The sequence below is a fragment of the Psychrobacter sp. TB20-MNA-CIBAN-0197 genome (assembly GCF_040309765.1).
Classification (GTDB): Bacteria; Pseudomonadota; Gammaproteobacteria; order Pseudomonadales; family Moraxellaceae; genus Psychrobacter; species Psychrobacter submarinus.
This window is the reverse complement of sequence record NZ_JBEOPC010000299.1, coordinates 1-305: the sequence shown is the minus strand read 5'-3', so window position 1 is coordinate 305 and position 305 is coordinate 1. Positions and strand designations below refer to the sequence as shown.

The 305-nt window shown below is 46.2% G+C and carries 1 protein-coding gene; it reads left to right on the top strand.

Annotated features, from left to right (window positions below; all coding sequences use genetic code 11):
• The coding region (gene rplE / locus AAEY83_RS13755) for a 50S ribosomal protein L5 (RefSeq protein ID WP_351059658.1) at positions 1-305 on the top strand (305 nt) is incomplete at both ends.

The window sequence follows — 305 nt, the reverse complement described above, 5'->3', positions numbered from 1 at the left end:
GTAGCGGATCTAGCAGCAATCTCTGGTCAGAAACCTTTAATCACTAAAGCACGCAAATCTGTTGCTGGCTTTAAAGTGCGTGAAGGCTACCCGATTGGTTGTAAAGTAACCCTACGTGGCGAACGTATGTGGGACTTTTTTGAGCGTTTGGTATCAATCGCTATCCCACGTATTCGCGACTTCCGTGGCGTAAGTGCTAAGTCTTTTGATGGACGTGGCAACTACAGCATGGGCGTACGTGAACAAATCATCTTCCCAGAAATCGATTACGATAAAGTAGACCGTGTACGCGGTATGGATATTAC